The organism is Mycoplana dimorpha (assembly GCF_003046475.1).
Lineage (GTDB): Bacteria > Pseudomonadota > Alphaproteobacteria > Rhizobiales > Rhizobiaceae > Mycoplana > Mycoplana dimorpha.
In genome coordinates this window covers 581,781-603,717 of the sequence record NZ_PZZZ01000002.1, presented here as the reverse complement: position 1 = coordinate 603,717, position 21,937 = coordinate 581,781, and the positions used below count along the sequence as shown (strand labels likewise).

27 protein-coding genes are annotated in these 21,937 nt (G+C 64.3%); 6 read left to right on the top strand and 21 right to left on the bottom strand.

What is annotated here, in order from left to right; genetic code table 11:
- Window positions 1–28: 28 nt before the first annotated feature.
- From flgH to C7449_RS06445, 12 genes are all read right to left on the bottom strand, one after another.
- Window positions 29–739, bottom strand: coding sequence for a flagellar basal body L-ring protein FlgH (flgH, locus tag C7449_RS06500; RefSeq protein WP_108001948.1), 711 nt, complete (start codon window positions 737–739; stop codon window positions 29–31).
- Complete coding sequence (locus C7449_RS06495) at window positions 736–1,278, bottom strand: MotE family protein (RefSeq protein WP_108001947.1); 543 nt, start codon at window positions 1,276–1,278, stop codon at window positions 736–738. The genes flgH and C7449_RS06495 overlap by 4 nt, the downstream gene beginning before the upstream one ends.
- Window positions 1,275–2,390 (bottom strand): flagellar basal body P-ring protein FlgI, encoded by a 1,116-nt coding sequence (locus C7449_RS06490; protein ID WP_108001946.1) that lies wholly within the window; start codon window positions 2,388–2,390, stop codon window positions 1,275–1,277. Before C7449_RS06490 ends, C7449_RS06495 begins: the two co-directional genes overlap by 4 nt.
- Window positions 2,387–2,905, bottom strand: a complete 519-nt coding sequence (flgA, locus tag C7449_RS06485) for a flagellar basal body P-ring formation chaperone FlgA (protein ID WP_108001945.1) — start codon at window positions 2,903–2,905, stop codon at window positions 2,387–2,389. The genes C7449_RS06490 and flgA overlap by 4 nt, the downstream gene beginning before the upstream one ends.
- A 21-nt stretch (window positions 2,906–2,926) precedes the next feature.
- A complete protein-coding gene (gene flgG / locus C7449_RS06480) occupies window positions 2,927–3,709 on the bottom strand; it encodes a flagellar basal-body rod protein FlgG (protein ID WP_108001944.1) in 783 nt (260 codons plus the stop codon).
- Between the two features lie 10 nt (window positions 3,710–3,719).
- Complete coding sequence (locus tag C7449_RS06475) at window positions 3,720–4,061, bottom strand: flagellar hook-basal body complex protein FliE (protein ID WP_108001943.1); 342 nt, start codon at window positions 4,059–4,061, stop codon at window positions 3,720–3,722.
- A complete protein-coding gene (gene flgC / locus C7449_RS06470) occupies window positions 4,058–4,477 on the bottom strand; it encodes a flagellar basal body rod protein FlgC (protein WP_108001942.1) in 420 nt (139 codons plus the stop codon). Before flgC ends, C7449_RS06475 begins: the two co-directional genes overlap by 4 nt.
- A 2-nt stretch (window positions 4,478–4,479) precedes the next feature.
- Window positions 4,480–4,860 carry a flagellar basal body rod protein FlgB gene (gene flgB, locus C7449_RS06465; protein WP_108002089.1) on the bottom strand — a complete coding sequence of 127 codons (381 nt, stop codon included), beginning with the start codon at window positions 4,858–4,860 and terminating at the stop codon, window positions 4,480–4,482.
- Window positions 4,861–5,038: 178 nt separating this feature from the next.
- On the bottom strand, window positions 5,039–5,593 hold the full coding sequence (locus C7449_RS06460; RefSeq protein WP_108001941.1) for a flagellar protein: 555 nt from the start codon (window positions 5,591–5,593) through the stop codon (window positions 5,039–5,041).
- A 2-nt stretch (window positions 5,594–5,595) separates the two neighbouring features.
- Window positions 5,596–7,017 carry a flagellar protein export ATPase FliI gene (fliI, locus tag C7449_RS06455; protein WP_108002088.1) on the bottom strand — a complete coding sequence of 474 codons (1,422 nt, stop codon included), beginning with the start codon at window positions 7,015–7,017 and terminating at the stop codon, window positions 5,596–5,598.
- A 6-nt stretch (window positions 7,018–7,023) separates the two neighbouring features.
- Complete coding sequence (gene flgF, locus C7449_RS06450; RefSeq protein WP_108001940.1) at window positions 7,024–7,749, bottom strand: flagellar basal-body rod protein FlgF; 726 nt, start codon at window positions 7,747–7,749, stop codon at window positions 7,024–7,026.
- Entirely contained in the window at window positions 7,749–8,528 is a 780-nt protein-coding gene (locus C7449_RS06445) for a DUF1217 domain-containing protein (protein WP_108001939.1), read from the bottom strand. Before C7449_RS06445 ends, flgF begins: the two co-directional genes overlap by 1 nt.
- Window positions 8,529–8,712: 184 nt before the next feature.
- On the opposite strand from C7449_RS06445, the gene motA reads away from it, so the two are divergent.
- From motA to C7449_RS06415, 6 genes are all read left to right on the top strand, one after another.
- A complete protein-coding gene (motA, locus tag C7449_RS06440; RefSeq protein ID WP_108001938.1) occupies window positions 8,713–9,588 on the top strand; it encodes a flagellar motor stator protein MotA in 876 nt (291 codons plus the stop codon).
- Between the two features lie 18 nt (window positions 9,589–9,606).
- Window positions 9,607–10,533 (top strand): FliM/FliN family flagellar motor switch protein, encoded by a 927-nt coding sequence (locus C7449_RS06435; protein WP_108001937.1) that lies wholly within the window; start codon window positions 9,607–9,609, stop codon window positions 10,531–10,533.
- A gap of 51 nt (window positions 10,534–10,584) precedes the next feature.
- Window positions 10,585–11,211, top strand: a complete 627-nt coding sequence (gene fliN, locus C7449_RS06430; RefSeq protein ID WP_108001936.1) for a flagellar motor switch protein FliN — start codon at window positions 10,585–10,587, stop codon at window positions 11,209–11,211.
- A 46-nt stretch (window positions 11,212–11,257) separates the two neighbouring features.
- On the top strand, window positions 11,258–12,292 hold the full coding sequence (gene fliG, locus C7449_RS06425; protein ID WP_108001935.1) for a flagellar motor switch protein FliG: 1,035 nt from the start codon (window positions 11,258–11,260) through the stop codon (window positions 12,290–12,292).
- A gap of 148 nt (window positions 12,293–12,440) precedes the next feature.
- A complete protein-coding gene (gene flhB, locus C7449_RS06420) occupies window positions 12,441–13,532 on the top strand; it encodes a flagellar biosynthesis protein FlhB (protein ID WP_108001934.1) in 1,092 nt (363 codons plus the stop codon).
- Complete coding sequence (locus C7449_RS06415; protein ID WP_108001933.1) at window positions 13,529–13,987, top strand: hypothetical protein; 459 nt, start codon at window positions 13,529–13,531, stop codon at window positions 13,985–13,987. The genes flhB and C7449_RS06415 overlap by 4 nt, the downstream gene beginning before the upstream one ends.
- Before the next feature lie 22 nt (window positions 13,988–14,009).
- Here C7449_RS06415 and visR read toward each other — a convergent pair whose 3' ends face one another.
- The 9 genes from visR to C7449_RS06370 form a co-directional block, all read right to left on the bottom strand.
- Window positions 14,010–14,753: a transcriptional regulator VisR gene (visR, locus tag C7449_RS06410; protein ID WP_108001932.1), complete on the bottom strand. Its 744-nt coding sequence runs from the start codon at window positions 14,751–14,753 to the stop codon at window positions 14,010–14,012.
- An 11-nt stretch (window positions 14,754–14,764) separates the two neighbouring features.
- Window positions 14,765–15,505: a transcriptional regulator VisN gene (gene visN, locus C7449_RS06405; RefSeq protein WP_108001931.1), complete on the bottom strand. Its 741-nt coding sequence runs from the start codon at window positions 15,503–15,505 to the stop codon at window positions 14,765–14,767.
- Window positions 15,506–16,082: 577 nt separating this feature from the next.
- Entirely contained in the window at window positions 16,083–17,765 is a 1,683-nt protein-coding gene (fliF, locus tag C7449_RS06400; RefSeq protein ID WP_108001930.1) for a flagellar basal-body MS-ring/collar protein FliF, read from the bottom strand.
- 336 nt (window positions 17,766–18,101) lie between these two features.
- Window positions 18,102–18,494 carry a hypothetical protein gene (locus C7449_RS06395; RefSeq protein ID WP_108002087.1) on the bottom strand — a complete coding sequence of 131 codons (393 nt, stop codon included), beginning with the start codon at window positions 18,492–18,494 and terminating at the stop codon, window positions 18,102–18,104.
- An 85-nt stretch (window positions 18,495–18,579) separates the two neighbouring features.
- Window positions 18,580–19,134 (bottom strand): chemoreceptor glutamine deamidase CheD, encoded by a 555-nt coding sequence (gene cheD / locus C7449_RS06390; protein ID WP_108001929.1) that lies wholly within the window; start codon window positions 19,132–19,134, stop codon window positions 18,580–18,582.
- The gene (locus C7449_RS06385) at window positions 19,131–19,520 is read right to left on the bottom strand and encodes a response regulator (RefSeq protein ID WP_108001928.1); all 390 of its coding nucleotides are present in this window, start codon (window positions 19,518–19,520) and stop codon (window positions 19,131–19,133) included. The genes cheD and C7449_RS06385 overlap by 4 nt, the downstream gene beginning before the upstream one ends.
- Window positions 19,507–20,577 carry a protein-glutamate O-methylesterase CheB gene (gene cheB / locus C7449_RS06380; RefSeq protein WP_108001927.1) on the bottom strand — a complete coding sequence of 357 codons (1,071 nt, stop codon included), beginning with the start codon at window positions 20,575–20,577 and terminating at the stop codon, window positions 19,507–19,509. Before cheB ends, C7449_RS06385 begins: the two co-directional genes overlap by 14 nt.
- The gene (gene cheR, locus C7449_RS06375; protein WP_108001926.1) at window positions 20,574–21,476 is read right to left on the bottom strand and encodes a protein-glutamate O-methyltransferase CheR; all 903 of its coding nucleotides are present in this window, start codon (window positions 21,474–21,476) and stop codon (window positions 20,574–20,576) included. The genes cheB and cheR overlap by 4 nt, the downstream gene beginning before the upstream one ends.
- The gene (locus C7449_RS06370; RefSeq protein WP_108002086.1) at window positions 21,473–21,937 is read right to left on the bottom strand and encodes a chemotaxis protein CheW; all 465 of its coding nucleotides are present in this window, start codon (window positions 21,935–21,937) and stop codon (window positions 21,473–21,475) included. Before C7449_RS06370 ends, cheR begins: the two co-directional genes overlap by 4 nt.

The window sequence follows — 21,937 nt, the reverse complement described above, 5'->3', positions numbered from 1 at the left end:
TGTTCCGCTCCTGATTCGTAGACGCCGGTCAGATCGGCGAGAAGAGGTCCACGACCTGCTGACCCCATGGCGGCTGCTGCACCTCGGTCAAGCGGCCGCGGCCGCCGTAAGAGATGCGCGCCTCGGCAATCTTCTCGTAGGAGATCCGGTTGTTCGAATCCACATCCTGCGGCCGCACGATGCCGGCGACATTGAGGATGCGGAGTTCGTGGTTGACCCGTACCTCCTGCGAACCGCTGATCAAGAGGTTGCCGTTCTCGAGCACGCCGGTGACGACGGCTGCGACCATAAGGCTCAAGCGCTCCGAGCGCTCGGTCTTGCCATCGCCCTTGGTGCTGGTCGAGGAGCCGTAGTTGAGGTCTCCCTTGGTGTCGATACTGGCGTCTTGCGTCTGCCCGCTGATGCCGAAGTTCATGCCGCTCTTGTTTACCCGGCTGCGGTTGGTCTTGTTGTCGAAGGCGGCCTCATCGTTCAGGCGGATCTTGACGGTCAACACGTCGCCGACGTTGATCGCGCGCAAGTCCCTGAAGAGGTTCGCCTGCGCATCACTCCAGATCGAATAGCCGGCCATGCGGTTGTCCGGCTGCTTTGGATACAAAGCCATCTGCGGCGTCTGCGCGTATTGCAGGCCGCTGCCGATCGGGCTCATCGATGGCGCCCGGCCGATTTCCCTGACGGCCTGGTTGGCGCAGCCAGACAGCAGCGAAGTTGCCATCATGGCGAGTGCGAGCTTCTTCATGACGGGTCCTTCGAGGTGTTCGGGTCGGCGGCGCTGGCGATGATGCTGGCGAGCAAGGCGGCCTTGTCGGGCTGCATTTCGCTGAGTATCAGGCTGGACATGCGCGGATTGAGTTTCATGACGATCGCCGAGGCGATCTCGGGATTGATCTTCTGCAGCTGGGCTGCGGCCGCGTCGGGCTTCATTTTCTTGTAGATCTCGATCAGGCCGGCCTCGGCGACCTTAAGGAAATCGTTGCGCCGCTTCAGCCAGTCCTCGTATTCCGCCCGCCGCTTCTCGAGCATTGCGATGCGGCCGTCGACATCCTTCTGCAGGCTTTCCAGCTCCTGCTTCTGCAGCAGGTAGCGCTGGTCACGCGCCTTGTCGGAGATGTTGGTGCAGAACTCGCGGATCTCGTCTGCCGTCGCCTTGCTGGTGACGATCACCGGGCGCTCCTCGGCAAGCGCGCCGGGAATGGCGAGCATGAGTGCGGCCGCCGCCGGCAGCAGCACCGGGCGCAGCTTGCGGAAAAGGGAAAGCCGTTTTTGCCTGATCGTCATTGCAGCACCAGTTCTGCCTGAAGCGCGCCGGCGGACTTGATCCCCTGCAGGATCGAGATGATCCCGTCGGGTTTCACGCCGATGCTGTTGAGCCCAGAGACGAGGGTGCGGAGATTCGGGCCGTTCAGGATAGCGACGGTGCCGCCCTCCTGCTGGGCGACGATGTCGGTGTTCGGTTCCACCGCCGTCACGCCACGGGAGAATGGCTCCGGCTGCACCACCTGGGGCATCTCCGTCACCTGGACCGTCAGCGTGCCATAGCTGACCGCCACCTGAGAGATCCGCACATCCTGACCGATCACGATCGTGCCGGTGCGCTCATTGATGACGACACGCGCGGGCACGTCGGTCTCGATCACCAGGTTTTCGATATCCGCCATCAGTCGGGCCAGGTCGGCACGCTTCGGCTTCGAAACGTACACCGCCTGCGAATCGCGGGCGTCGGCGATCGGGCCGCCAAACCGGGCCGCGGCGAAGCGGTTGATCGCATCGGCCATTCCAACCGCGGTGGAGAAGTCCGGGTTTCGCAGCTGCAGCACCAGGTCGCCGCTGTCCTTGAAACGGGCCGGCAGTTCGCGCTCGATGATTGCGCCGTTCGGAACGCGGCCTGCGGTGGTGACACCCTGCTGGATCGACGCGGCATCGCCTTGCGCGTTGAAGCCGGTCACGACGACAGACCCCTGCGCGACCGCATAGATCAGCCCGTCGGCGCCGGAAAGCGAGGTCATCACCAGCGACCCGCCGCGCAGCGACGTCGCGTCACCCAGGGACCCGACCGTCACGTCGATGCGGCTTCCGGGGCTGGCGAATGGCGGCAGCGTCGCCGTGACGAGCACGGCTGCGACGTTGCGCGCGCGCGACCGCTCGCCCTCGGTGTTGATGCCGAGATTCTGCAACATCGATTGCAGGGATTGTTCGGTGAAGGGCGAGGAGCGCAGGCTGTCGCCGGTTCCCTGCAGTCCGACGACGAGACCGTAGCCGATCAGCTGGTTGTCGCGTCCCGCCTGCAGGGATGCGACGTCCTTGATGCGCGCGGCCGAATGGGCCGGCGCAACCGTAAGAGCGAGCCCGACGACGACGCCCAAGAGGCGCGACAGGAGCGGTCTGATCATTTTGCCACCACGTGCACTGTATGGTCGCCCATCACGGTTCCCGAGACGATGACGCCCGAATCCATGTTGCGGACCTTGATGAGGTCGCCGACGCCGGCGTCTTCGAGCGGCATGCCGGACGCAGAGATTGTCAGGGGGCCGTTCTGGAAGACGAGCCGGACGGTCTTGCCGCGCGCCACCGCAAAGGGCTCTCGCAGTGCCGAGACGAGAATGATCCGCCCGGCCAGCAGCGTCTTCTTCGTGACCAGTCCGCTGACGGCATTGATCTCCTCGGCGAAGCCCGGGGCGATGTTGGGATTGGTGACCTCCACCTCTTCGAGCTGCGTCGGGTCGAGCTGCTCGCCGGGATAGATGGTTCGCTTCGGCACGACCGCATAGCGCACCTGGGCAACGGCAGGAGCTGCGTCCAGTCCGACCGCGACGCCTGCAAACGTCAGGGCGAGGAACGCGGCGAACGTTCTCGCCCTTCCGTTCGTTTTCTTCCCTGCGCTCGTCTGTTTCAGGCGAAACATCATGTTTCCCTCGTCTGCTTCAGATTATCGGAGGTTCTTGCTCACAACGGCCGCCATCTCGTCCGCCGCCTGGATGATCTTGGAGTTCATCTCATAGGCGCGCTGGGCCGAGATCAGGTCGGTGATCTCCTTCACCGGATCGACGTTGGAGGCCTCGAGATAGTTCTGCTGCATGTAGGCGATGCCGTTCTCGTCCGGCGCGCCGACGGTTGCAGCCCCCGAGGCTTCGGTCTCACGGAAGAGGTTCTCGCCGAGCGGCTCCAGGCCGGCCTCGTTGACGAAGGTCGCCAGCGTGATCTGGCCAAGGTCCTGCTGCTGGCCGCCGACGGTGGCGAAGACCTGGCCCGACCGGTTGATCGTGATGTCGGTCGCATCGGCCGGCACGGTGATCCCCGGAGCGACCGCGTAACCGTCGAGCGTGACGAGCTGGCCGTCGGCATTGGTGTTGAAGGCGCCCGAGCGCGTGTAGAGGATCGTGCCGTCCGGCGCCTCGATCTGGAACCATCCGCGCCCGACCAGCGCGATGTCGAAAGAGTTGCCGGTCTGCGTCAGGCCGCCCTGCAGATGCAGGTTGCGCACCGCGGCGGTCTTGACGCCGAGGCCGATGATGGCGCCTTCCGGCACGATCGCCGTGTTGGCGCGGTTCGGCACACCCTGGGCCCGCTCGGTCTGGTAGAGCAGGTCGGAGAATTCGGCCCGCGCCCGCTTGTAGCCGGTGGTGTTGATGTTGGCGATGTTGTTGGCGATGACCTCGAGATTGGTCTGCTGCGCGTTCATGCCGGTTGCGGCGATGGCAAGAGCTTTCATGGCACGGTCCTCAGATCTGCATGCGGGCGACTTCGAGATAGGCGGTCACGACCTTGTCGCGGATCGAGATCGCCGTCTGCAGCGCCTGCTCGGCGTTCATCACCGCGTCGACGACTTCGCGCGTGCTCGCCTTGCCCTGGATCGCCTCGAAGGATTTCGTTTCACTCAGCTTCATCGCGTTGACCGCATCGGTCGCCACGTCGCCCAGAACCGCGGCGAAGCTCATCGGCGGCTGCGCCGCCGGCTGCATTGCCGTCTGTGCCGCGCTGCCGGCGATGGAGGTTTCCATCGTGGCGCCGGCCGGACCCGATGTCGTAAAGAGCGAGGATACGCTCCGGACCTGTTCAATCATTGCGATGCCCTCAGAAGGTCGATGGTCGCGCTGATCAGGTCGCGCGACTGCTTGATGCTTTGCAGGTTGGCCTCGTAGGAGCGGTTCGCCTCCCGCATGTCGGCCATTTCGACCAGCACGTTGACGTTCGGGATCTTGACCATGCCCTTTTCGTCAGCCGCCGGATTGCCCGGGTCGAATTCGGCCGAAAAATCGCTCTCGTCCTCGGCAAGGCGATCGACCTCGACCAGCGCGGCACCGCTGGTGCGGTCGAGCTCGGAAACGAAGGTGATGGTCTTGCGGCGATAGGGGTCGGCGCCGGGGGCATCGCCCGTCGAGCGGGCGTTGGCCAGGTTTTCCGAAACGATGCGGATGCGGGTGGACTGCGCCTCCAGACCGGAGGCGGCGACCTTCATTGAAGCGACAAGCGGATCCATTGTTATTTCCTGACAGTCATCAGCATCATGCGATGAAACGCCTTGACGAGGCCCGCGTTGAGCTCGAACTCACGCTTGACCTGCCCCTGCTTCATCAGTTCCTCGGCCAGACCGACCGAATTCCCGGAGATCTGCACGCCCACATCCTCGTTCGGCTCGACATCGGTGATCTCGCTGCTGAGGCGCGCTTCGGTGAAATGCGCGGGATTGGTGGCGGCCATCCGGATGCCGGTGTTCTCGAGCACCGACTGGAAGGGCGTCACGTCCTTGGCCAGATAGCCGGGCGTGTTGGCGTTGGCGATGTTGCCGGCAACCACTGACTGGCGCACCGAGAGCCATTCGGCCTGTCTGGAAGCCAGTTCGAAGAATTGAATTGGTTGCATGACGACAAGCTCCATCCTTGTTCGACCGGAACCTATGGCGTCAATCTTGCGTGGGACTTGCCGGCCTAGCGTTCCTCGCATTTCGGCCGATTTGCCTCAAAATCGAGGCTCTTCAACGCGAAAGCCGCCGGGTTTCTCTCCGGCGGCTGTCGACTGCAGGACGGTGCGATCAGGCGAATCAGTTTCGCTTGTAGACGTCGCCGGTGGAGGTCACGATCACCCATTCACCGTCGCGCTGCTCGAGCGTCGCCAGCCGGCTGTTGTCCGGCAGGATGGAGCCGACGCGAACAATGTACATGCCCGTCGCGTCCTCGATCAGGGCCCGGCCGTTGGCGACATGCATCAGCCGGAAGCTGGCGGCCGGGGGAAGCGGTTGGTCACGCGCGCCCTCCGGCGTCGCGCCGGTCTTGTTCTCATTGCCGAGGTTCGGCACGGTCGCCGTCCTGATCGGATCGATTCCACGCTCCGGCGAGTCCTGGTCGTCATCGATCATGGCCGACGGCGAAACGCTCATCACATCGCGGGCGGGGGAATCGGGGAGGTCGCGCCTGTCACCCTTCCAGAGCGGAACGGAGAAATCCTGCGGATGCAGGAAGACGTACCAGGGGAAGAAGGCGGCGCCTGCCGCCAGTGTCACGCCGGCGACGGTCAGCACACGGTCGCTCAGGTTGCGTTGATCGCCGTCCCGCCGCCTCAACGCCGGCACCACCTTGTCCGCATCATAATCGGTCATGCTCAACCTCTTGCCCTCGCATTAGGAACACCGCCCGGCTGGTTCGCCGGCGCGTTGCGCAGCGCCAGAGCCAGGTCGGCAAACGAATCGACCGCCACACCGTCGGCCGGCGTCTGGCGCAGCACGTCGTAGATGACCGGTACCTGCCTGATCGCCATGTCGAGGTCGGCGTCGCTGCCGGGGCGGTAGCCGCCGATCAGGCGCAGGTCGCGGGTCTCTTCGTAGCGGTGGATCAGCGCCTTCAGCCGCGCCACCAGTTTCTCCTGATCCGGCGTCCAGGCCTTGCGGGCCAGTCGCGAAATCGACGACAGCGGATTGATCGGCGGATATCGGCCCTCGTCGGCGAGGCTGCGCTCCAGCACGATATGGCCGTCGAGGATGCCGCGGGTCGAATCGGCGATCGGGTCGTTGTGGTTGTCGCCGTCGACGAGGATCGAGATGATCGCGGTGATCGTGCCCGTCCCCTCCTCTCCCGGGCCGGCACGCTCCAAGAGGCGCGGCAGCTCCGTGAAGACCGAGGCCGGATAGCCACGCGCCACCGGCGGCTCGCCGGAGGCGGTCGCCACCTCGCGGATCGCGTGGGCAAAGCGGGTGACGCTGTCGACGATCAAAAGCACGTTGTCGCCCTGATCGCGGAAATGCTCGGCGATCGTGACGGCCGTGAGCGGCGCCATCTTGCGCAGCATCGGGCTTTCGTCACTGGTGGCGACGACCGCGACCGACTTCGAGAGGTTGTCGCCGAGCGTGTCCTCGATGAATTCACGCACCTCGCGGCCTCGTTCGCCGACCAGCGCGATCACCACCTTGTCGAAGGCGTCCGCGCGCGCCAGCATCGACAGCAGGGTCGACTTGCCGACGCCGGAGCCGGCGAAGATGCCGAGACGCTGGCCGAGGCAGAGCGGCGCGAAGATGTCGATGGCGCGGACGCCGGTGGTAAAACCGGTCTCGACGCGCCGGCGGGTCATCGACGGCGGCGCGGTATTGGAGATCGACCGACGCACGTCGCCCTGCGCCAGGGACCCGCGCCCGTCGATCGGCTCGCCAAGCGCGTTGATGGTGCGGCCGCACCATCCCGCCGTCGGCGCTATCCGGAAGGCCCCCTTGCGGATGACGGTATCATGAATGCCGATCGGCTCGCCCGGCTCGATCGGGCAGACGACGACGGTATCCGGCTCGACGCGCACGACCTCGCCAAGATGGATGCCGGTGGGGCTGCGGTGGGCGACGAACTCTCCGAGCCGTACATGCCGCGACAACCCGCTGACCGTGTAGTTACCGGCCGCGATCGTCTGCACGTGGCCGCCATGGGCGACCGAGAACTCGGGATCGGAATAGCGCTGCACGAGACCCGCAAGCGCATTCAGCTTGCGGGCGCCGTCGCCGGCCGCCGGCTGATCGTTCTTCTCGTTCCCCGCAGTGCTCATCATGTCTTACCGGCTGCCGCCGAGCGTCTTGATGGCGTTGTCGATCGAGGACTCGCTTTGCTGCAGCAGCGAGTTGATGCTTTCGAAGGCGCGGGTGACGGTGATGAGCTGCGTCATCTCCGAGATCGGGTTGACGTTCGATTCCTCGACGAAGCCCTGGGCGACGCCGACATCCATCCGATCCACGACCGGCTCCGGAGCCAGCGTCGGAATGATGCCGCTGTTGCCGGCCCGGACGAAGCCGGCCGACAGGTCCGCCTCGAACAGGCCGAGGGCCGCAATAGGCTGGCCGTTCTGGTTCAGCTGGCCATCGGCGCTGATCTTCACCGGTCCGGCATTGCCGTCGATCTGGATCGGGGCGCCGCCGGCGTCCAGGACCGGATAGCCGTTGAGCGTCACGAGGTCGCCGTTCTCCGTCAGCGTAAAACGGCCATCCCTGGTGAGCGTCTGTCCGGCGGGCGTCTGGACTGCGAACCAGGCTTCACCCCGGATCGCGAAGTCGAGCATGCCGTTGGTCTCGGTCATGCCGCCGTTGCGGGTCGAGAGATATTCGTTGCCCTCGTTCACGAAGGCGATCTTGGCCTTGCCGTTGTTGGCGACGACGTCGTTGAACTTGATCTCGGTCGCCCGGAACCCGACGGTATTGGCATTGGCGACGTTGTCTGCAAGCGTCGTCAGCCGACGGTCGAGCGCGATCTGGGACGAAAGCGAGACATAAAGCCCAGTTTCCATTACCGGCCTCCAAGTTTCAGGTTGTTGATGGAAATCAGCAGATCGGTAGAAATTCCGGTCAGGCTGCTCGACCGGAACACCGTCAACGGATCGTAGGAGCCGGACGGGTTGTCGAGTTCCCACATCGCGGTAAAGCGCTCGAGGAACTTGCCGACCTTGACCGGATCCTGGAAATCCTCGAGGTCCAGCACATCCTCGTAGTAAGCGGCCTGGCGATCCACGTCGGTGCCGACGAATTCGGCGGGCAGCTGGAGCGCCGTGCGGACGACTTGCGAAATCGCGTCGTCGGCGATGATCGAATAGCCGCTGGTGATCGAAGACGCCATCCGCTCGAAATAGAGCGCCAGCCGCACCCCGGTGTTCTCCTCGCCGGCGTTCACTTCCAGCGTCTGGCGATTGTACTTGTCGACGACCCCCTGCCCGGCGCGGTCGAAGCTGGTCGCCGCCTCGCCATGTCGGGCGAAATTCAACGATTGCACCAGGTCCTTGTAGCGGCTGTCGGAGAGCTTGTTGGCGAAGGCGTCGTCGCTGTCGATGCCTTCCGTCAGCACCTTGCGCATGAAGGCCTTGGCATAGGCCATGTCCTCCAGGCCGTGCGCCTTCATCGCGTAATTGTAGAGACGGCTGTCGGCGAAGAATGCGTCGATGGTTTTGATCGAGCCGATCTTCGACAGGTAGTACGCGCTTTCACGCTTCACGTCCGGCTGCTCGGCGACCCGCTTGAGCGAGGTCGCGAGGTCGGCGGTGATCAGTCTGTAGCTCGTATAGGTCGTCGTCACGATCGCTGTCCGCACTTTTGGCTGGTCGGGACGCAGGGCCCCATGCGGCGCCAACCTGCCGGCCCTTGCTTGTGCGAACCTGTAACTGGCGACGATTTCACGGAGGTACGTGGTACAGCCTCACACAAGGCTGGAACCCTATGCAGATACCCGTCGGAATTCTGTCGAGGCTTGTGGGCTTACAATGAACATCATCATCGGTCTGATCGTCACCTTCGGCTGCGTCCTAGGCGGCTATATGGCCATGGGCGGGCACCTGGAGGTGCTCAACCAGCCCTTCGAACTCCTGATCATCGGCGGCGCCGGCCTCGGCGGCTTCATCATCGCCAACACGATGAAAGTGGTGAAGGACACCGGCAAGGCGCTGGGCGAAGCCTTCAAGCACAAGGTGCCGAAGGAACGCCATTATCTCGACACGCTTGGCGTTCTCTACAGCCTGATGCGCGACCTGCGCACGAAGTCGCGCAACGAGATCGAGAGCCACATCGACAATCCGGAAGAATCGACGATCTTCCAGTCGGCCCCGACGGTCCTGCAGAACAAGGAACTGACCACCTTCATCTGCGACTACGTCCGCCTCATCATCATCGGCAATGCCCGCTCCCACGAGATCGAGGCGCTGATGGACGAGGAAATCCAGACCATCACCAGCGACAAGATGAAGCCCTATGCAGCCTTGAACACGGTTGCCGACGCCTTGCCGGCGATCGGCATCGTCGCCGCCGTGCTCGGCGTGGTCAAGGCGATGGGCGCCATCAACGAATCGCCCGAGATCCTGGGCGGCAAGATTGCCGCCGCGCTCGTCGGGACGCTGCTCGGGGTGTTTCTGTCCTATTCGGTCGTCTCGCCGATCGCCACCACCATCAAGTCGGTCCGCGCCAAGCAGAACCGGCTCTACATCATCGTCAAGCAGACCCTGCTCGCCTACATGAACGGTTCGGTCCCGCAGGTGGCTCTGGAATACGGCCGCAAGACCATTTCGTCCTATGAGCGCCCGTCGATCGACGCGGTCGAACAGGAAATGATGAACCCCGGCGGCGGCGACGCAAGGGCGGCGTAAGGGAGCGGAAACAAGATCATGACGTCAGCAATGCCGAAACACGATCCCATCGTGCTCGCCCGCCTCACCGGCCAGCTCGGCGACCGTGAGACGATCTCCAGGCGCTGCGCCGCCCTCGGCGAGAACTTTGCCGCGTTCCTGCCCGACATCCTGCAACGCGAGTTCGGCTTCGAGGTCGCGATCTCCTATGCCGGCTACGAAGTCGGCCGCTACGGCCAGTTGGTCTCCGACCTCGGAGGAGCGATGGCGCTCGCCGATTGCGCGCTGCCACAGTGGAGCGACCATTACGCGGTCATCTGCGACAGCCCCCTGATCATCACGCTCGTCGAAAACATGCTCGGCGCGATCAGCGATTCGGTCGAGGAACCGGAGCCGCGTCCACTGTCGCAGATCGAACTCGACGTCGCCGCCATGGTGGTCGATCGGATCAGCAGCGTGCTGCCGAAGGCGGTGGGCAACACCAGCACACCGGCGATCGGAGCGGCTCACAACGTCGAAAGCCGCCGGTCGCCGGACGATGGCTCGGAGGACCGATTTGCCGCAATGGTGAAGATGTCCGTCGGCGTCGGTCCGGTGCTGTCAAGCTTCTTCGTGGTCGTACCGCAGGGCGTGCTTCTGAAATCGGCGATTGCCGCTCCGCGCCAGGGCGAAACGACGAATACGCGACGCGAATGGAGCGACCAGCTGAGCGAACAGGTGAAGCGCTCGAAGGTCAAGCTCGAGGCCAGGATCCGGCTGGAGCGCCAGACGCTCGAAACCATCGCCCGCCTGCAGGCCGGCGACGTCATCCCGTTCCACGACAGCGGCGACGTCCGCGTCGACGTCAGCGCCAACGGCAGCAAGCTCTATGTCTGCGAATTCGGCCGCTCCGGCGCCCGCTACACGGTCCGCGTCAAGGATACGTACGGATCGGAAGACGAACTGCTGCAACACATCGTCGGATAGGATCAGGCCGGCAACACGCCTCGGGCAAGTTTCGAATGGAATAGTGATCACATGGCACCGAAAAAAGCACCCCTCGCAGACGACCTCGCCTCGACCATCAACGCTAACGACGCGGAGCTCGAGCAGGCCATCGACGATCTGCGCGGCGTCCTGAAGCAGGACGCCAGTGGCCCGGCGGCCACCGACTTCGGCATGGATTTTCCGGCGAGCCAGGACAGCGACCCCCTTGCTGCCTTCGGCGGCGACTTCGGTACGGCGGCGACCGGAAACGACTTCGGCGGCGACTTCGGAACCGGCGCGGCCTCCAGCTTCGGCGAGACCAGCTTCGACGACACCGGCTTTGCCGGCGGCGATTTCGGCGGCGGCGATTTCGGCGGTGCCGCGTTCGAGGACACCACGCAGCCGCGACCGGGCAGCGCCCTTGAGGCCAACCTCGGCCTGATCATGGACATCCCGATCGAGATGCAGATCGTCCTCGGTTCGTCGCAGATGCCGGTTTCGGCGCTGATGAACCTGAGCGAGGGCGCGACGATCGCGCTCGAGCGTCGCATCGGCGAACCGGTCGACGTCATGGTCAACGGCCGCGTCATCGGGCGGGGCGAAATCACCATCCTCGAGAACGACGACACCCGCTTCGGGGTCAAGCTGATCGAGGTCTTGAGCACATCCAGAAACTGAACCGGTATCAGAGCAGATTGATTGCTCTAGGTCTCAGGAGGCATCCATGATGGATTTCGAAAATTTCGGCAGCACCGCAGTTGGCGCGCCGCTCACTCCGGTAGACAAGGCTGCGGCGGTGCTGCTGGCCATGGGCAAGCCGGTCGCCGGCAAGCTCCTGAAGTACTTCACCCAGGGCGAACTGCAGGGCATCATCGCCGCGGCTCAGAACCTCCGGCCGATCCCGCCCCATGAACTGCTCGAACTCGTCAACGAATTCGAGGACCTCTTCACCGAGGGCGCCGGGTTGATGGACAACGCCAAGATGATGGAGAGCATCCTCGAGGAAGGCCTGACGCCGGACGAGGTGGACGGGCTGCTCGGCCGCCGGACCGCCTTCCAGGCCTACGAGACGACCATCTGGGATCGCCTCCAGGATGCAGATGCCGCCTTCATCACCCGCTTCCTGCTGCAGGAGCACCCGCAGACCATTGCCTACATCCTGTCGATGATGCCCTCGGCTTTCGGCGCCAAGGTGTTGCTGGAAGTGCCGGAGGCAAGCCGCGCCGACATCATCAACCGCACCGTCAATCTCAAGGATGTCAGCCCGAAGGCGGCCGCCATCATCGAGAACCGTGTGATCGACATGATGAATGCCTTCGAGGCCGAGCGCAATTCGCCCGGCTCGGTGAAGGTCGCCGAGATGATGAACGAACTGGAGAAGGAGCAGGTCGACGAAATGCTCGCCTCGCTCGGGACGATCAGCACAGCTTCGGTGAAGAAGGTCCGCCCGAAGATCTTCCTGTTCGAGGATCTGCTCGCCATGCCGCAGCGGAGCCGGGTGGCGCTGTTCAACGACGTGGCCGGCGACATCATCACCGCAGCGCTGCGCGGCGCCCCGCCGGCTCTGCGCGAGGCGGTGCTGTCGTCGATCGGCGCCCGCCAGCGGCGGATGATCGAACAGGATCTGGCGGTGCCGGACCAGGGCAATCCGCGCGAGGTGGCGATCGCCCGCCGGTCGATCACGCAGGAAGCGATCCGCCTGGCCGCTGCCGGCCAGATTCAGTTGAAAGACCAGGACGAGACACAGGCCGCGGCCTGATCCGGCTTGACTCCCCCGCTGCGGGGACCGAGCGTCCAGGGGACCCGAATCTCGAAGGAGGCGGGTCCCCTTTTTCATGCCGCGATGGCGGCGAATACGCGGCGATGGCAGCCGAGCGGCTGGCCGGCGCGTTGCTGGAGTGGTGTCCATGGCCGACGGCGAGGACAAGGATAGCAAGACAGAGGCCCCATCCGAGAAAAAGCTGCGCGACGCGGCCGAGAAAGGCAACACGCCGTTCGCCCGCGAGATCCCGGTCTTCGCATCAACCGTCGCCATCTATCTCTTTCTCGTCTTCTTCCTGCCGGGCGGATTGGCGCGAATCGCCGAGACGCTGCGGGACCTCTTCGAACAGCCCGAGGCCTGGGATCTCGAGACCAGCGGCGACGTCGTCGCCCTTTTCAGCCATCTCGCCTGGGAAGCCGGCGCGCTGCTCCTGCCGGCGCTCGCCATGATGATGCTGTTCGGGCTCGCCGCCTCGGTTCTTCAGAACATGCCGAGCCCGGTTCTGGAGCGGGTGCGCCCACAGATGTCGCGCCTGTCCCCGATGAAGGGATTGGGCCGGCTGTTCGGCAAGCCGGGCCTCGTCGAGTTCGGCAAGTCGCTCATCAAGATCGGCGTGGTTTCCGTCATCGTCGTCCTGGTCCTGTGGGACGACTATTTCGCGGCGCTCAACACCATGTTCATCGATCCTGCGGCGATTCTTCGGATCATCGCCGACAAGGCCAGCGCGATCATGATGGTCATTCTCTTCGCCACGGCCGCGATCGCGGGCATCGACTTCGCCTGGACCCGCCATCACTGGCTCTCCGAACTGCGCATGACGAAGCAGGAGGTCAAGGAGGAACACAAGCAGGCGCAGGGTGACCCGATCGTCAAGAGCAGGCTGCGATCGATCCAGCGCGATCGTGCCCGCAAACGGATGATCGCCTCGGTGCCGCGCGCCACTCTCGTCATTGCCAACCCGACCCATTTCGCCGTGGCGCTGCGCTACGTTCGGGAGGAACAGGATGCTCCGATCGTGGTCGCCAAGGGCCAGGACCTCGTCGCGCTGAAGATTCGCGAGCTTGCCGAGCAGAACGGGATTCCGGTTTTCGAGGATCCGCCGCTTGCACGCTCCATGTTTGCGCAAGTCTCGGTCGATAGTGTCATTCCGCCGGTGTTTTACAAAGCCGTGGCGGAGCTGATTCACCGGGTCTACCAAGCTTCGCCCCAGACCAGACGGGTAAACGAGATCCGATGAGAAAATGCACCTATTCCGCCCAGCGCGAGAGGATTGTCGCCGAAGCCATCAGCCCGGTTGCATCGGAACTGCGGCTGCTCGACGCGGCCGACCTGGTATCGCTGCTGCGCTTCGAGTGCTACGGGAACCTGGCTGATCTGGTCGCATCGGCCGCCGAGCTCTATTTCCTGCCCGGCACCGTCGTATTTGGTGCTGGCGGCGACTACAAACTCGACTGGGGCGACGAGCCGGAAGTGACGCTGGACCTCGAACTGCGTCCGCAGGGCGTCACCGTCTATGCGCGGCTGCAGCTCGGCAACGAGCGGGCGGGCGTAGAGATCACCCACGTCGCCTTCGACAATCCGGCTGCCGATCCGGACGACAACACCGCCCTGCTCGCCGCAAGCCTCCGGGACGCGCAGTTCAAGCGCCTGGGCTCGACCACGGGCGGCTTCGAGGCGCGCTCCGCCGCCTAGAGACGCTTAAAGCAGCGCTAACTCAGCGGATATAGCCGAGGCGGATGGCCTTGGCGATCGCCTGGATGCGGTTGACCGCATCCAGCTTGGTGGTCGCGGTGCCGAGGTAGGCATTCACGGTGTGGACCGACAGGCCCATCTTTTCGGCGATGGCCTCGCTGATGCAGCCGTCGCCGGCCATCTGCAGGCAGGCGATCTCGCGCTCGTTCAGCGCTTCGGCCGGCTGCATCTTCCTTTCGTCCGCAGCCAGAAGATCGACCATGATGCGGTTGGCGCGCATGTGCAGGTCAACAATCACGTCGCTGTCGATTGCGAGGAAATCGCCGGTGAACACGACGAAGCCGCTGCCGCTGGCTGCAAGGCGAACCGGGAAGGCAATGCCGCGGCACGGCAGGCGCTGTGACGGAAACCGCTCGATGAAGGGCATCTGTTCCGTGGCTGCCAGCTCGCAAACCGCAGCCCCCTCCCAGACGACCGGGAGCATCGAGGTTTCCAGGTGTGCCATCAGGCCATCGCCGTAAGCCTCGAGCAGCGCCGCTGCATTGTGTTCGGCGCGGTCGGCCCAGCTGCTCAGCGTGCAGCCCAACCGCCGTGCCGAGGGCGCTCCATGGCCGCGGACCCGCAGCACGGCGAAATCCTCGGCGCCGATCTTCTTCTGCATGGACTGCAGGGCGACCACGGTGTCCGCCGCGCGTTGCGGCTTGGAAAGCCTGGCATTCAGGGCGTCCGGTTTGACAGCAGCATTTTTTGAGAGCTGGATCTCCATCGGCTCTCCTCTCAGACGAGATTGTTTCGCACCGCCCACGCAATTGCCTCGGAACGCGTCCTGGTCCCGGTCTTGCGCATCACGCTGGTGATGTAGTTGTTGATGGTGTTCCTCGAGATGCCGAGGATCACGGCGATATCGTCGCTCGTCTTGCCCTCGGCGATCCAGTACAGGCACTCGATTTCGCGGTCCGTCAGCTCCGATTCGCGCTCCTGCCGCGCGGTCGGCTGGCAACAGACGCTGGCGAAGTAGCCGACCAGCAGCCCGGTGTCGCGCAGTTTGCTCTGGGAGAGAACGTAATGTTCCGGAAACAGCAGGAGCAGGGTCATGCGCACCCGGCCGACATTGAAGGCGATGGCGCAGTATTCGCGGCTCAGCCCGGCCGGCAAGGCGACGTCGTCGGCGAACTGCGCAAAGGTCGGCTGCATCAGTTTGCAGCAGCGGTCGAACTCGCTCATGCGCGATTGCGCCGCGCTGATCGATCCGGCGAGCTTGCGCACCATGTCGAATGGCCAGTCGGAGGCCACAACGAACCCGATGTCGGTTTCGAACGACATGTCGTGGCGGACAAGAAGATAGTGCGACGCATTGACGTATTGGGTCAGGGCACGCATGCCGGCCGGCAGGCTGGCACGATCCCTGCAACGTCCCAACTGATGCACAAGAAGTTCGCGCCCGCTCTTTCGCTCACCGGCTACCGCAGGAAATCCATAGGATTCCCGGGGCGCAACATCCGCCCTGATCGTTTCCATTACAGCCCCCGTTGCCGAATTCGGCTGGATCATCCCGCCGTCCCCTCGCCCCGCGCCGCAACTCCGGCGCCGTTGGCGATCAAGCCGCATTGGTGGGATTCACCAAACGAATCAGTGACTAAGAGTGTACATGGACGTGATTCAAAAGCCACGACCACTACCAGCGGCTTTACAGCCCGGCGAAGTTCTGAATCGATTCGCCCGCAACTCGAAGACCCGCGGGCAGCCTCACGACCCCCAGGCCTTAAACTTCTGTTAAGAATTGCGTTTCAGGAACTGGCGAACCGATCGGCCACCGCCTTGTGTTCGGCCGATCGTGCTCTTCGGTTTGCCGCACGCTTTCGTCACCGCGTGCATTTTTTTTCACGGAGGTGGGGTCCCGGCGGAAAAATTACCGGCATGTGACATACTCTGCCCATCCGGCACCCTGAAATCGTTTCTTTTGAGTCACAGTCCGCAAGAAAAGCGCTCTGCCTACCTGCCAGACCGGCCGATTGAGCGGGCTGAGAACACCCTGTTGCGCTCAAGCAGATGCCCGGCCAGTGCGGCGGGGCCATAATCGAGGATTGGCTGGCGATCAGGCGGCCTGTGTTTCGGCCCACTTGCGCAGGATCTTGGCCGCACGCTCCTCGCTGATCTCGACCATTCGGGCCAGACGCCGCTCCGGCCCTTCCTTGACGCGGCGGTTGAAGACGCTCTCGCTGTCGTCGCCGGCGCTGAGGAGATCGTCCGTGCTGTCGAAGCCGAAGTCCGAGCCGAAGCCATCCATCAGCGCGCCGCTGCCAGCGCCCACGCCGACGGCCGGAGAGAAGTCGGGCAGCTCGAGGCCGGCCGAGTCGGCTTCCAGGGCTGTCGCATTGCCACCCGCGATGGAGCGGACCACCGGACGGAACCCGAACCAGACGACCAGGAAGGCGACGGCGACGAATGCAAGCGCGTTGATGATCGTCGACAGATTGCGTGTAAGCGTCTCCAGTACGCCCGGCCCCGGAACGGCCTCGTCGAGCAGCTGGTGGTCGAGGAAGGTCATGGCCGTGAGCGTCGCGACGTCGCCACGCTGCGGATCGAGGCCAGCGGCGGACGTGACGATCTTCTGCATCTCGGCCAGGTAGGCATCGATCTTGGCCTGGTCCGCCGGTTCGCCGACCAGTGCGGCAAGCCGTCCCTGGTTGATGACAACGGCGACCGAGAGGCGCTCGATCTGGTAGCTGTTGCGGACAGTGGCGACCGTCTTGCTGTTGATCTCGTAGTTGGTCTGCTCTTCCTTTTTGTCCGCTTCGTCGCTCGATTGCGGACCTACCCCCGCCTCGGGGCCGCCCTGCGGAATGTTCTGTTCGACCGTCGCAGGCTTCTGCAGCGTGCTCTGGTTCGATTTCTGGCTTTCCCGCGTCACCCGTACCGAACGCTCGACGCGCGATTCCGGATCGTAGACGGTCTCCTGGGTCTGCTGGGAGTCGGTGTTGAGGGCCACCATGGCGCTGGTCCGGAAGTTGTCCATGCCGAGGAACGGCGCCAGCGCCTTTTCAATGTTTCGCTCGATGTCCTCCTGGACGGACTGGACGATGTTGAGCGAGCGGTTGAGCGAGTTGTTGTCCGCGTCGTCGCCCGAGGCGAGCAGCTGGCCGGCGGAATCGAGGATCGTCACGTGCTCGGCTTCGAGACCAGGGACCGAGGCTGCGACGAGGTGTCGGATGGAGGCGGCGGCCTTGCGGCCGGCCGTGCTGCTGGCGCGGATCATCACCGAAGCCGTGGGCGCCTGCTGCGCCTTGCGGAAATTACCCCGGTCCGGCATGACGATGTGGACGCGCGCAGCGGCAATCCCGTTGATTTGCTGGATCGTGCGGGCAATTTCGCCTTCCAGGGCCCGCACCCGGGTGACTTCCTGCATGAAGGACGTCAGGCCCAGCGATCCGACCTTGTCGAACAGCTCGTAGCCGGCATTGGAACTGCTCGGCAGGCCGCGTTCGGCAAGGTAGAGCCGCGCCTTGCCGGTATCGCCGACGGGAACCTGGATGCTCGCACCATCCGCCCCGGTCGAGAAATCGATGTTGGCTTCCGCCAGCGCGATGCTGATCTGATTGACGTCGGAGCTTTCCAGGCCGACATACAGGGTCTCGTAGGCGGGCTTGTTGACAAACAGGGCGGCGGCAAGCACCAGCCCGACGGTGACGACCCCTGCACCGGCCAGGATTGCCAACTTCGCCTGCCCCAGCGAAGCCAGGTTCCTGGCCATACCCTTTAGCTGTTCCAACAGATTCATTCTGTTCCCGCACGAACTTTCCCGGGCTGCCAACGGCCATGAAATGGCAACGCCCGATCAGTTTAAATTGCCCAATCCCGGAAAGGTGCCACAGCCATCGGCCCCTTCAGCCCCAAGAATTACGCAGGTCAGACCGACCCGCCCGGCAAGCTAGACGGCGAAACTTGCGCGAACGTTTCGCGGAATTGCAGCCTGGGAAAGTGCGCGCGATCTGCCTGACGCAACGTGAGATTGGTTTTTAGCGAGCGTTTTCAACTGATTGGGTTTGATCGCGCCAAAAGTCGGTGCATCGCTTGGAGATCGATGCACTTGCGGTCGATGCGCTGGGGTGCCGAATCAGAAGGCCTCGAAATCCCCCGAGGCGACGGAGAGCGGCTGCGAATGGTCGTCGCGGCATCCGCCGTCGGCCAACGCCTGTTGCATGTCGGCGAGCTTAACCAGGTTCAGCGCAGTCGTGACGTCGACCGCCCAGCCTTCGGGCATGTCGGACGTGATCTCACCGATGAAGTCAGCCAGGCCGCGGGCCTTCTGCACCGCGAGGTCGAGCCCTTGCAGCACTCTCATGCGCTCGGCCGAGTTCGGCCCGTCCTCCGGGTGGAGGGCGACCAGCTGCGGTTCGACCCGTTCGATCAGAATGGCAACGTCGTGGAGCTCGGAAACCACCCGCATCAGCACGGCCGGAAGGGACTCCGCCCTGTCAGACGCTTCACTCAGGTACTCGGCTTTCATTTCGTCTCCATCTTCGGCCGTTGCGGCCAAGCCGGGCCCTGCCTGCGGCTGGTTCATTTCTGTGTTTCCGAAGCCGCTGCCGCCCTCAGAAGAATTCGATCGCGCTTTCGGCGGGCTTCGGTGCCGGGATCGGCCGCTGCTCCAGCGCGACGGCGCGCTGCGCTTCGGCCCCGGTCAAAGCGTACTGGCGGGCCCGCCCCGTCGACGGCCAGAACTCCAGCTTGCGGCCATGCTCGCCGCCGGTGCTCTCCCCGACGATCCTGATGCCCTCGTCGGTCAGGAACTGCCGCGCGAACTGGGCGTTCTGCTCACCCACGTTTGAAAAGCGAGCGATCGTCCGGGCGCCCCCGAAGATCTTGGCCTCGAGCCGGTCGCGGCGCGCGCCCTGCTTCAGCAGGCCGTTGATCAGCAGTTCCATCAGGTGCACCCCGTAGCGGGTTGCGTCGCCGCCGGATGCCATCGCCTCGGCCGAACCCGGCAGAAGGAAATGGTTCATGCCGCCGACACCGGTGACTGGGTCACGCATGCAGGCGGCGACGCAGGACCCCAGAATCGTCGTCAGCACGACGTCCGGACCGCTCACCACCTTGTACTCGCCCTGGATCACGTGGATGCGACGCATCCCGGCATCACTGGTCATTTCAGGGCCCCGAACACGGCTTCGATCGCCGCCTTCATCTTTTCGATGGTGAAGGGCTTGGCCAGCACGTTGTTGGCGCCGAGCGCCGCCGCCTTCTGCACCAGCGCCCGATCGCCCTGGGCCGTGAGGATGATGAAGGCCGCCTTCTTCGTCGCCGGATTGGCGCGAACGTGCTGGAGGAACACCAGCCCGTCCATCTTCGGCATGTTGAAGTCGGAGATCACTAGGTGGTGCGGCTGCTGGGTCATGATCTTCATGCCCTGCTCGCCGTCGCCGGCCGCGGTGATCTGCTTGAAGCCAAGCTGTTGCAACGCGTCGCCGAGCAGCAGGCGGCTGGTGACCTGGTCGTCGACGATTAGTACCTTGATTTTCTCAGCGATAGACATTGTTCGCTTCCTTCCCTGCGGCCGCGGTGTTCTTCAGGATTTCCTCCCCGATGGACGCGAGCGGAAGCTGATGCTCCACGGCGCCCAACTCATATGCCACTCTCGGCATCCCATATACGACACATGTCTTTTCGTTCTGGCCGATGGTGTGCGCACCGGCGTGTCGCATCTTCAATAGCCCTGCCGCGCCATCGCGTCCCATCCCGGTCAGGATGACGCCCACGGCGTTGCGGCCGGCAAGCTCGGCAACCGAATCGAACAGCACATCGACCGACGGCCGGTGGCCGTTGACCGGATCGCGCTCCACCAGCCGACAGCACGGGGCCGACGCATTGGCGATCTGCAGGTGACGGTCTCCGCCGGGTGCCAGATAGATCCTGCCGATTTCCAGCCGGGCGCCGTCCACCGCTTCCTCGACCCGGGGAGCGCACAGCCGGTTGAGACGCTCGGCGAAGCTCTTGGTGAAGCTCGGCGGCATATGCTGGGTGATCACGGTCGGCGGGCAGTTGACCGGGAACTTCTGCAGCACCGTGATCAGGGCCTCGACGCCGCCGGTGGAGGCGCCGATCGCCACGACCTTCCGGCCGGGCCGATATGCGCCCGGCGCATTCACGTTCGCGGCCGGGGCCAGTGGTGCAGGCGGCTCCGGCCGCAGGTGGCGGCGCTGCGAGCGCGCTGCGGCCTTCACCTTTTCGGCCAGGTCAGCGAATGGGCGGCTGTCGCCCGGCTGGGGCTTTCCGACGCAGTCGAAGGCGCCGATCTCGAGCGCCGCCAGGCTCGCATCGGCGCCGCGATGAGTCAGCGTCGAAACCATGATCACCGGCATCGGGCGCAGCCGCATGATCTTGTCGAGGAACTCCAGCCCGTTCATGTTCGGCATTTCGATGTCGAGGGTGACGACGTCCGGATCGAGCTGCTTGATAGCGTTGCGCGCCTCCATGGCGTCGCCGGCCTGGCCGACGACGTTTACGTCCGGATCCGCGTTGAGGACGGCCGTGATCAGTCCGCGCATGGTGGGCGAGTCGTCGACGACAAGTACGCGTGCGGGTGCGGTCATGCGCGTCTCTCCTTGCCGTTGTATCGATAGGTGGTGATGCCGGTATTGTCGAAGCTGGCCTTGGCCTCGCCGGATACCCGCTCGGAATGGCCGATGTACAGGTAGCCGCCCGCGGTCAGCATGCCGGCAAACCGGGACCAGATCTTCATCTGCGTCGGCTCGTCGAAGTAGATCACGACGTTGCGGCAGAAGATGGCGTCAAACGGCCCCTTGAACGGCCATTGCGCGATCAGGTTCAGCTCGTTGTAGGTGATCAGCCGCTTTACCCGCTCGTCGACCTGCCATCTCCGGCGACCGTCGATATCGACCTCGCGGAAGTACTGGTTCCGGATTGCCGGTGTCACCGTCTCCAGCGCCGTGGCATCGTAGGCTCCGGCACGGGCCTGGGCGAGGATCTTCGGGTCGATGTCGGTGGCCAGGATGCGGAAGTCGTAGTCGCTGGCGTTCGGCAGCATCGACAGTACGGTGAGCGCGATCGAATAAGGCTCCTGCCCGTCCGAACAGGCCGCCGACCAGATGCGCACCCGGCCGCCGGCCTTGGCCCGCGCGATCAGTTCGGGAAGAACCTCCGTCTTCAAGTGCTCGAAGTGGTGGTTCTCTCGGAAGAAGCGGGTGAAGTTCGTCGTCAGGTGCGACAGCATCTCGCGACGTGCCTGCGCACCGGCCGGCGATGAGACGAGCGCACAATACTCCCGGAAGCCCTTGAGGCCGAGGCTGCGGATGTGCTTCGATAGGCGCGAATAGACGAGCGAGGCCTTGGTCTCGTTGAGGTAGATTCCGGCATCGGCGTAGATCATCGCGGCGATTTCCGAGAGGTCGCGGCGGGTCAGCGGAAATTCCCCGCTTGCCAGACACTCGTCCGGAGGCAGCCTGGGATCGAAGGCCATCGACACGGTCATGCCGCCTCGCTTTCGATCTGCGGGAACAGCGCCTCGAGCTCGATCATGCAGATCATGCGCCCTTCGATCGCGAGAATGCCGCGGGCGTAGTTCTTCTCCAGGTCACTGGCGATGTCGGGTGTCGGCTGCAGGTTGGCGTCGGTGACGGTGAGGATGTCCGACACGGCATCGACGAGCAGGCCGGCGGTTTTGGCGCCGACCTGTGCGACGATGATGACGTGCCGCATCGTCGGTTCGGCAGCCTTCATGCCGAGCCGCAGCGAGAGATCGACGATCGGCAAGACCGCGCCGCGCAGATTGATGACGCCGAGCACATAGTGTGGCGCATGCGGCATGGCGGTGGCGGGCGTCCAGCCACGGATCTCCCGCACCGACATGATGTCGACGCAGAACTCCTGATCGCCGATCCGGAAGGCGATGATCTCGCGGCCCTCGGCAAAGGTCTTGGCTTTGTTTGTCAT

What these genes read in the sequence shown, in the direction of transcription:
- visR (WP_108001932.1), bottom strand. Translation starts at nt 14,753, where the DNA reads ATGGAGATCCAGCTCTCAAAAAATGCTGCTGTCAAACCGGACGCCCTG.
- flgG (WP_108001944.1), bottom strand. Translation starts at nt 3,709, where the DNA reads ATGAAAGCTCTTGCCATCGCCGCAACCGGCATGAACGCGCAGCAGACC.
- cheB (WP_108001927.1), bottom strand. Translation starts at nt 20,577, where the DNA reads ATGACCGCACCCGCACGCGTACTTGTCGTCGACGACTCGCCCACCATG.
- C7449_RS06385 (WP_108001928.1), bottom strand. Translation starts at nt 19,520, where the DNA reads ATGTCTATCGCTGAGAAAATCAAGGTACTAATCGTCGACGACCAGGTC.
- C7449_RS06475 (WP_108001943.1), bottom strand. Translation starts at nt 4,061, where the DNA reads ATGATTGAACAGGTCCGGAGCGTATCCTCGCTCTTTACGACATCGGGT.
- C7449_RS06415 (WP_108001933.1), top strand. Translation starts at nt 13,529, where the DNA reads ATGAGAAAATGCACCTATTCCGCCCAGCGCGAGAGGATTGTCGCCGAA.
- cheR (WP_108001926.1), bottom strand. Translation starts at nt 21,476, where the DNA reads ATGACCGTGTCGATGGCCTTCGATCCCAGGCTGCCTCCGGACGAGTGT.
- fliN (WP_108001936.1), top strand. Translation starts at nt 10,585, where the DNA reads ATGGCACCGAAAAAAGCACCCCTCGCAGACGACCTCGCCTCGACCATC.
- flgF (WP_108001940.1), bottom strand. Translation starts at nt 7,749, where the DNA reads ATGGAAACTGGGCTTTATGTCTCGCTTTCGTCCCAGATCGCGCTCGAC.
- fliG (WP_108001935.1), top strand. Translation starts at nt 11,258, where the DNA reads ATGATGGATTTCGAAAATTTCGGCAGCACCGCAGTTGGCGCGCCGCTC.
- C7449_RS06370 (WP_108002086.1), bottom strand. Translation starts at nt 21,937, where the DNA reads ATGACAAACAAAGCCAAGACCTTTGCCGAGGGCCGCGAGATCATCGCC.
- cheD (WP_108001929.1), bottom strand. Translation starts at nt 19,134, where the DNA reads ATGACCAGTGATGCCGGGATGCGTCGCATCCACGTGATCCAGGGCGAG.
- flgC (WP_108001942.1), bottom strand. Translation starts at nt 4,477, where the DNA reads ATGGATCCGCTTGTCGCTTCAATGAAGGTCGCCGCCTCCGGTCTGGAG.
- C7449_RS06460 (WP_108001941.1), bottom strand. Translation starts at nt 5,593, where the DNA reads ATGACCGATTATGATGCGGACAAGGTGGTGCCGGCGTTGAGGCGGCGG.
- C7449_RS06435 (WP_108001937.1), top strand. Translation starts at nt 9,607, where the DNA reads ATGACGTCAGCAATGCCGAAACACGATCCCATCGTGCTCGCCCGCCTC.
- C7449_RS06490 (WP_108001946.1), bottom strand. Translation starts at nt 2,390, where the DNA reads ATGATCAGACCGCTCCTGTCGCGCCTCTTGGGCGTCGTCGTCGGGCTC.
- flhB (WP_108001934.1), top strand. Translation starts at nt 12,441, where the DNA reads ATGGCCGACGGCGAGGACAAGGATAGCAAGACAGAGGCCCCATCCGAG.
- flgH (WP_108001948.1), bottom strand. Translation starts at nt 739, where the DNA reads ATGAAGAAGCTCGCACTCGCCATGATGGCAACTTCGCTGCTGTCTGGC.
- flgB (WP_108002089.1), bottom strand. Translation starts at nt 4,860, where the DNA reads ATGCAACCAATTCAATTCTTCGAACTGGCTTCCAGACAGGCCGAATGG.
- visN (WP_108001931.1), bottom strand. Translation starts at nt 15,505, where the DNA reads ATGGAAACGATCAGGGCGGATGTTGCGCCCCGGGAATCCTATGGATTT.
- fliF (WP_108001930.1), bottom strand. Translation starts at nt 17,765, where the DNA reads ATGAATCTGTTGGAACAGCTAAAGGGTATGGCCAGGAACCTGGCTTCG.
- C7449_RS06395 (WP_108002087.1), bottom strand. Translation starts at nt 18,494, where the DNA reads ATGAAAGCCGAGTACCTGAGTGAAGCGTCTGACAGGGCGGAGTCCCTT.
- flgA (WP_108001945.1), bottom strand. Translation starts at nt 2,905, where the DNA reads ATGATGTTTCGCCTGAAACAGACGAGCGCAGGGAAGAAAACGAACGGA.
- C7449_RS06495 (WP_108001947.1), bottom strand. Translation starts at nt 1,278, where the DNA reads ATGACGATCAGGCAAAAACGGCTTTCCCTTTTCCGCAAGCTGCGCCCG.
- motA (WP_108001938.1), top strand. Translation starts at nt 8,713, where the DNA reads ATGAACATCATCATCGGTCTGATCGTCACCTTCGGCTGCGTCCTAGGC.
- fliI (WP_108002088.1), bottom strand. Translation starts at nt 7,017, where the DNA reads ATGAGCACTGCGGGGAACGAGAAGAACGATCAGCCGGCGGCCGGCGAC.